Below are 6,577 nucleotides of genomic sequence, written 5' to 3'. Positions count from 1 at the left end.
GTCCACGGCGCCGCCCGTCGTGCCCGCGCCGCCTCGCGCGAGCTGGCGCTGCTGACCGCCGACCGCAAGAACGCGCTGCTGCTCGCCGCCGCCGACGCCCTCGTGGCGGCGGAGTCGACGATCCTCGAGGCCAACGCGGTGGACATCGCCGAGCAGATCGAGGCCGGGACCGGAGAGGCCATGCTCGACCGGCTCCGCCTGACCGCCGACCGGATCGAGGGCATCGCCGGCGGACTGCGCCAGGTCGCCGGCCTCGCGGATCCGATCGGGACCGTCACCCGCGGGTCGACCCGGCCCAACGGACTCCAGCTCCGTCAGGTCCGCGTGCCGCTGGGCGTGGTCGGGATGATCTACGAAGGACGCCCCAACGTCACCGTCGACGCGTTCGGTCTGGCCTTCAAATCGGGCAACTCGGCCCTCCTGCGCGGCTCCCGGTCGGCACGCAACTCCAACGAGGCGCTCGTCGAGGTCCTGCGCGGGGTGCTCGGCGAGCACGACCTGCCCGTCGACGCCGCGCAGCTGCTCCCCTCGGAGGACCGCTCGTCGGTCACCCACCTCATCCAGGCGCGAGGCCTCGTCGACGTCGTGATCCCCCGGGGCGGCGCGGGCCTCATCCAGGCCGTCGTGGAGAACGCCAAGGTTCCCGCCATCGAGACCGGCACCGGCAACTGCCACCTCTACATCCACGGGGACGCCGACCTCGACGAGGCGATCAGCCTCCTGCTCAACGGCAAGACCCGCCGCTGCAGCGTCTGCAACGCCACCGAGACCGTCCTGCTCGACGCCGCCCTCGGTGACGCCGCCGTGGACCGCGTCGTGGGCGCCCTCCGCACGGCCGGCGTCACCGTCCACGGGGACCGGGAGGGCCTCGTCCCCGCCGATGACGTGGACTGGGGCGAGGAGTACCTCAGCATGGACATCGCCCTCAGGGTCGTCGACGGCGTCGAGGAGGCGATCGACCACATCGCCCGCTGGTCGTCGGGCCACACCGAGGCCATCTCCACCCGCAGCATCGACGTGGCCGACGAGTTCTGCGCCCGCGTCGACGCGGCGGCCGTGATGGTCAACGCCTCCACCGCCTGGACCGACGGGGAGATGTTCGGTTTCGGCGCCGAGATCGGCATCTCCACCCAGAAACTCCACGCCCGCGGTCCCATGGGACTCGAGGAACTCACCAGCACCAAGTGGATCGCCCACGGCAAGGGGCACGTGCGGCCGTAAGGCACCCGCGCCCGAGCGGGCCGACACCGCGCGACCCGCGACAGACCACCCACCGAGAGGACCCGCCCCATGGACCGAGCCCGCACCGGACAGCGCCCGGCGTTCGAGAGCATCGACCACGTCATCGACGCCCTCGGCGACCAGGGTTACCTGGCCGACCGGTCGACGGCGACGGTGGTCTACCTGGCCGACCGGCTGGGCAAGCCGCTGCTCATCGAGGGCCCGGCGGGCGTCGGCAAGACGGAGCTGGCCAAGGCCGTCGCCGCCGCCACGGAGGCCGAGCTCATCCGCCTGCAGTGCTACGAGGGCGTCGACGAGGCCCGTGCGCTCTACGAGTGGAACCACGCGAAGCAGATCCTGCGGATCCAGGCCGGGCAGGGCGAGGGCTGGGATTCCACGCGGGACGACGTGTTCTCCGAGGAGTTCCTCCTGTCGCGGCCGCTGCTCACCGCGATCCGGCGCAGCGAGCCCACCGTGCTGCTGGTCGACGAGGTGGACAAGGCCGACATCGAGATCGAGGGCCTGCTGCTGGAGGTGCTCAGCGATTTCGCGGTGACCATCCCCGAGCTGGGGACGATCGAGGCGACCCGCCGGCCCTTCGCCGTCCTGACGTCGAACGCGGCCCGCGAGCTGTCCGAGGCGCTCAAGCGGCGCTGCCTCTACCTCCACCTGGACTTCCCGACGCCCGAGCTCGAGCGGAAGATCCTCGCGTCCCGGGTCCCCGAGCTGGACGACCGGCTGGCCGAGCAGCTCGTGCGCGTCGTCGGGGTGCTGCGCGCGATGGCGCTGAAGAAGGTGCCGAGCGTGTCCGAGACCATCGACTGGGGGCGCACGCTCGTGGCGCTGGGCCTGGACACGATCGACGACGAGACCGTCCTGCAGACCCTCGGCGTGGCCCTCAAGCACCAGTCCGACCAGCTGCGCGCGGCCGCCGAACTGCGGCTGAACTAGCGGGCGGACGCGGGAGATGATCGGGAGGCGGGGGAGATGACCCAGAAGAGTCCGGGTGGCCTGTCCGGCCACCTCGTCGACTTCGTCGATGCACTGCGCCGCAAGGGCATCCCCGTCGGGCCCAGCGAGGCGGTCGACGCGGCCTCGGCGATGGTGCACGTCGACCTGCTCGACCGCGCCGCGCTGCGCGAGGCGCTGGCCTCGACGATCCTGCACAAGCCCACGCACCGTGGGGTGTTCGACCAGCTCTTCGATCTGTGGTTCCCGGCCGCCGTCGGCGGCCACACCCCGGGCGACGCGGTGATGCTGGAGGTGGAGATCCCGACCGATGACGACGGCAAGGTGGATCCCGACGCCCTGAACGAGCTCATCGCCTCGCTGCTTCTCGAGGACACCGACGAGTCGCGCGCCAAGGCCCGGGCGCTCGCCGAACTCCTCGTGGAGCAGCTCGGCTCGTACGACTCGGTCAACGGCCCGCGCTACTCCGCCTACCAGGCGCTGAGCCCGCTGGACACGAACTCGATCATGCAGAGGATCCTCGACGGACTGCTCGGCGCCGACCCCTTCGACCCCGACGGTTCCAAGCGGCACGCGGAGAAGACCGCGGCCGCCAACGCCGCGGCGGACCTGGTGCGCGGGTTCCTTCGCGAGGTCGCCGACGAGACGCGTCGCCGCACCGCCGAGACCGTGGGGCGGGACCGGGTGGCCCAGTACGCGGTCGGCCCGGCGGCCGAGCAGGTCGACTTCCTGCGCGCCAACGACCAGGACCTGCAGGCGCTCCGTCGCCGGGTCGGACCGCTGGCCCGCCAGCTCGGGAGTCGCCTGGCCGCGCGCCGGCGTCGCCACCGGCACGGTGCCATCGACATGCGCAAGACAATGCGTCGGTCGATGTCCACGGGCGGGGTCCCGGTCGAGCTGGTCCTGCGCAAGCCGCGTCCGGCCCGCCCCGAGCTGGTGGTGCTGTGCGACGTGTCCGGGTCGGTCGCGGGCTTCAGCCACTTCACCCTCCAGCTGGTGCACTCGCTCCGTGAGCAGTTCTCCCGGGTGCGTGTCTTCGCGTTCGTCGACACCACCGACGAGGTGACCTCGTTCTTCGAATCGGGCTCCGACCTCGGCACGGCGATGAGCAGGATGGTGCGTGAGGCCGAGATCATCACCTATGACGGGCACTCCGACTACGGGCACGCTCTCGAGGGATTCGCCGACCGGTACGCCCACACGCTGACGAGGACGGGGTCGCTGCTCATCCTGGGCGACGGCCGCAACAACTACCGCGATCCCGCGGTCGGGGCGCTGGAGTTCGTCAGCGAGCGGGTCGGCCACACCCACTGGCTGAACCCGGAGCCGCAGCGGCAGTGGGGGACCGGCGACTCGGCCGCCAAGCTGTACTCCCAGTACGTGCCCATGCACGAGTGCCGCAACGTCGAGCAGCTCACCGCGGTCGTCTCCAGCCTGCTGCCCGTGTGAGCGTCCGGGGTGGCGGGGAGCGGCAGACGAGTACGCGCCATCCCGGCCCGATAGACTCGGTGACCATGACCACGACGGGAACCGCCGACGGCTCGCGGCGCCGCATCGGAGTGATGGGCGGAACCTTCGACCCGATCCACCACGGTCACCTCGTGGCGGCCAGCGAGGTGGCTCATCGGTTCGATCTCGACGACGTCGTGTTCGTCCCCACGGGCGAGCCGTGGCAGAAGCGTAGCCGGGAGGTCTCCCCGGCCGAGGACCGCTACCTCATGACCGTCATCGCGACGGCCTCCAACCCGCGCTTCTCGGTCAGCCGCGTGGACATCGACCGCCGGGGGCCGACCTACACGGTCGACACCCTCAAGGACCTCCTCCGTCAGCACCCGGAGACCGAACTGTTCTTCATCACCGGCGCCGACGCGTTGGAGAAGATCCTGACCTGGCGCGGCTGGGAGGAGATGTTCGAACTCGCCACGTTCGTCGGCGTCTCCCGTCCCGGTTTCGAGTTGTCCGACACCCATCTCACCGAGATCGAGGACGGGCGGATCTACCTGCTCGAGATCCCCGCCCTGGCCATCTCGTCCACCGAATGCCGCCGCCGTGCGGCCGACGGCGCCCCCGTCTGGTACCTCGTACCCGACGGCGTCGTGCAGTACATCGCCAAACGCAACCTGTACCGGCCGGAGGGCTCCACCCGCCTGGACGGCACCCCTGTAGCGACGGCCCCGGTACACCGGGTCCCCGTCCCCATCGATTCGCACCCGGAGGAGAACCCCCAGTGACCGCAAGCCCCGAGGCCCTGGAGATGGCCGCCGTCGCGGCCCGTGCCGCAGACGACAAGCTGGCGACCGACATCGTCGTCATCGACGTCTCCGACCAACTCGTCATCACCGACTGCTTCGTCCTGGCGTCCGCGGACACCGAGCGTCAGGTGAACTCCGTCGTGGAGGAGATCGAGGACAAGCTCCGCGAGGCCGGACACAAGCCGCTGCGCCGCGAGGGCACCCGCGAGGGTCGTTGGGCCCTGCTCGACTACAACGAACTCGTCGTGCACGTCCAGCACGTCGACGAGCGCGACTACTACTCGCTCGACCGGTTGTGGAAGGACTGCCCGGTCGTGGAGATCGAGGGCGTGGAGACCTCCCGCCGCTCGGAGACCGCCGCCGGCGGGGCCGATGACTCGCTCGCCCCGGAGGAGCCACAGCGGGATCAGGAGCTCTGAACTCCTCGGTGACCCGACGTCTCATCCTGCTGCGTCACGGCCAGACGCACTACAACGCCTCGCTGCGGATGCAGGGGCAGTTGGACACCGAGCTCAGCGAGCTCGGGGTCCGGCAGGCGCACGCGGTCGGCCGGGCACTGGCTCCCCGGCGGCCGTGGACGATCCTGTCCTCGGATCTCCAGCGTGCGCACGAGACGGCGAAGGCGCTGGCGTCCGAGGTGGGGCTGGATGTCCTCACCGACCCGCGGCTGCGCGAGACGAACCTGGGGACCTGGCAGGGGATGACCCACTCCGAGGTCGACGAGCAGTGGCCGGACGCCAGGCTGCGCTGGCGCAGCAGTCCACGGTGGTCGCCGCCGGACGGGGAGAGCCGCATCGACGTGGCGCGCCGTACCCGCGAGGTCGTCGACGAGCTCGTCGAGTCGTCTCCGGAGTGGGGGGAGCATCCGGCCGTGATCGTCGCGCACGGAGGCGCCATCGCCGCGCTGACCGGGGCGCTGCTCGAACTGCCCGTGGAGCACTATCCGATGTTCAACGGGCTAGGCAACACCTGCTGGGTGCAGCTGTCCGCCCACCCGCGCACCGCGAACCCGGACGAGTCGCACGCCGAGCCGGAGGTGGCGCCCACCACCGACGCGGCGCGGACCCTGCTGTGGCGCCTGGACCAGTGGAACGCGGGAATCACACCGCCGGTGGACGCCCCGTGACGATCCGACTGGTCACCGATTCCTGCGCGGATCTGCCGGCCGCGTGGGTCCGCGCCTTCGGCATCACGGTCGTGCCGCTGCACGTCGTGGAGGAGGACGACAAGGCCGTCTCCACCGCGGCGGTGACCCCTCACGAACTCGCGGCCATCTATGCCGACCTCCTCTCGGAGCCGGACTGCACGGGTGTCGTCTCGGTGCACCTGTCGAAGGAGCTCTCGCGGACCTGGCAGTCGGCCAGCGACGCCGCCACCCGGTTCGGTGGCCGTGTCCTCGTCTCCGACTCGCGGGGGGCGGGAATGGCCTTCGGCGCCGCGGTCGCCCAGTGCGCGTGGGCCGCGAACAACGGACTCGGGCTGTCGGCGACCTACGACCTCGCCGAGCGTCTGTGTCGGGGCGCCTCGACGTACGCGGCCCTCGAGTCGCTCGAGCACCTACGGCGGGGTGGCCGGATCAGCGCCCTGGCCGCGATCTTCGGCAGCGCGTTGGCGATGCGTCCGGTGATCGTGCTGCGGTCGGGATCGGTCGATCTCGCCGCGAAGGCCCGCACCACCACGAAAGCCCATGAGCGCCTTCGGGCGCTGCTCCGCGACGACCTCGCCCGGGGTGACGTCCTGGTCGTCATCCACCATCACGAGGCGGCGGAACGGGCCGGGGAGATGGCCTCGGAGATCCGCAAGCAGACCCCGTTCCCGGAACGCGTCATCATCGTCGAATTCGATGAGGTCCTCGCGTGGCATCTGGGCCCCGGAACAGTCGGTGTGTCGGTGACGGACCTCGTGGACACCGAATTCCCCATCCCGTCCCCCTCTCCACAGGACGCGGACTGAGGACCGCGTTCCGGAGCGGGTGGGGGAGGTCGCCGGTCTAGCGTCGCGCCCATGCGAACCGAGACCCGGGCCCGTCCCGCCGATCCCGAGCGGGATCCGGCGCGGGCGGCCGCATTGCAGCGACTGGCCGGTGCGCTCGCGCCGGACGCGGTCGGTCGGAGCCGTGAGCCGGCGGCCGCGGA

At 71.2% G+C, this 6,577-nt stretch carries 7 protein-coding genes; all 7 read left to right on the top strand.

Annotated elements, in window-relative coordinates; genetic code table 11:
- A partial coding sequence (locus G6030_RS04640) for a glutamate-5-semialdehyde dehydrogenase (protein ID WP_182642353.1) occupies positions 1–1,221 on the top strand: 1,221 nt, incomplete at its 5' end.
- Between the two features lie 69 nt (positions 1,222–1,290).
- Positions 1,291–2,172 carry a MoxR family ATPase gene (locus tag G6030_RS04635; protein ID WP_182642352.1) on the top strand — a complete coding sequence of 294 codons (882 nt, stop codon included), beginning with the start codon at positions 1,291–1,293 and terminating at the stop codon, positions 2,170–2,172.
- A gap of 36 nt (positions 2,173–2,208) precedes the next feature.
- Positions 2,209–3,639, top strand: a complete 1,431-nt coding sequence (locus G6030_RS04630; RefSeq protein ID WP_182642351.1) for a VWA domain-containing protein — start codon at positions 2,209–2,211, stop codon at positions 3,637–3,639.
- 65 nt (positions 3,640–3,704) lie between these two features.
- Positions 3,705–4,421 carry a nicotinate-nucleotide adenylyltransferase gene (nadD, locus tag G6030_RS04625; RefSeq protein WP_182642350.1) on the top strand — a complete coding sequence of 239 codons (717 nt, stop codon included), beginning with the start codon at positions 3,705–3,707 and terminating at the stop codon, positions 4,419–4,421.
- Positions 4,418–4,861: a ribosome silencing factor gene (rsfS, locus tag G6030_RS04620; RefSeq protein WP_182642349.1), complete on the top strand. Its 444-nt coding sequence runs from the start codon at positions 4,418–4,420 to the stop codon at positions 4,859–4,861. The genes nadD and rsfS overlap by 4 nt, the downstream gene beginning before the upstream one ends.
- Positions 4,862–4,869: 8 nt before the next feature.
- The gene (locus G6030_RS04615) at positions 4,870–5,568 is read left to right on the top strand and encodes a histidine phosphatase family protein (RefSeq protein WP_182642348.1); all 699 of its coding nucleotides are present in this window, start codon (positions 4,870–4,872) and stop codon (positions 5,566–5,568) included.
- The gene (locus G6030_RS04610; protein ID WP_182642347.1) at positions 5,565–6,395 is read left to right on the top strand and encodes a DegV family protein; all 831 of its coding nucleotides are present in this window, start codon (positions 5,565–5,567) and stop codon (positions 6,393–6,395) included. The genes G6030_RS04615 and G6030_RS04610 overlap by 4 nt, the downstream gene beginning before the upstream one ends.
- The last annotated feature ends 182 nt before the right edge of the window (positions 6,396–6,577 follow it).

The organism is Dietzia sp. E1, from assembly GCF_014145015.1.
Classification (GTDB): Bacteria; Actinomycetota; Actinomycetes; order Mycobacteriales; family Mycobacteriaceae; genus Dietzia; species Dietzia cinnamea_A.
Note: the sequence above shows the minus strand (reverse complement) of the source record. Positions and strands in the feature narration are given on the sequence as shown.

What these genes read in the sequence shown, in the direction of transcription:
- G6030_RS04635 (WP_182642352.1), top strand. Translation starts at nt 1,291, where the DNA reads ATGGACCGAGCCCGCACCGGACAGCGCCCGGCGTTCGAGAGCATCGAC.
- G6030_RS04630 (WP_182642351.1), top strand. Translation starts at nt 2,209, where the DNA reads ATGACCCAGAAGAGTCCGGGTGGCCTGTCCGGCCACCTCGTCGACTTC.
- nadD (WP_182642350.1), top strand. Translation starts at nt 3,705, where the DNA reads ATGACCACGACGGGAACCGCCGACGGCTCGCGGCGCCGCATCGGAGTG.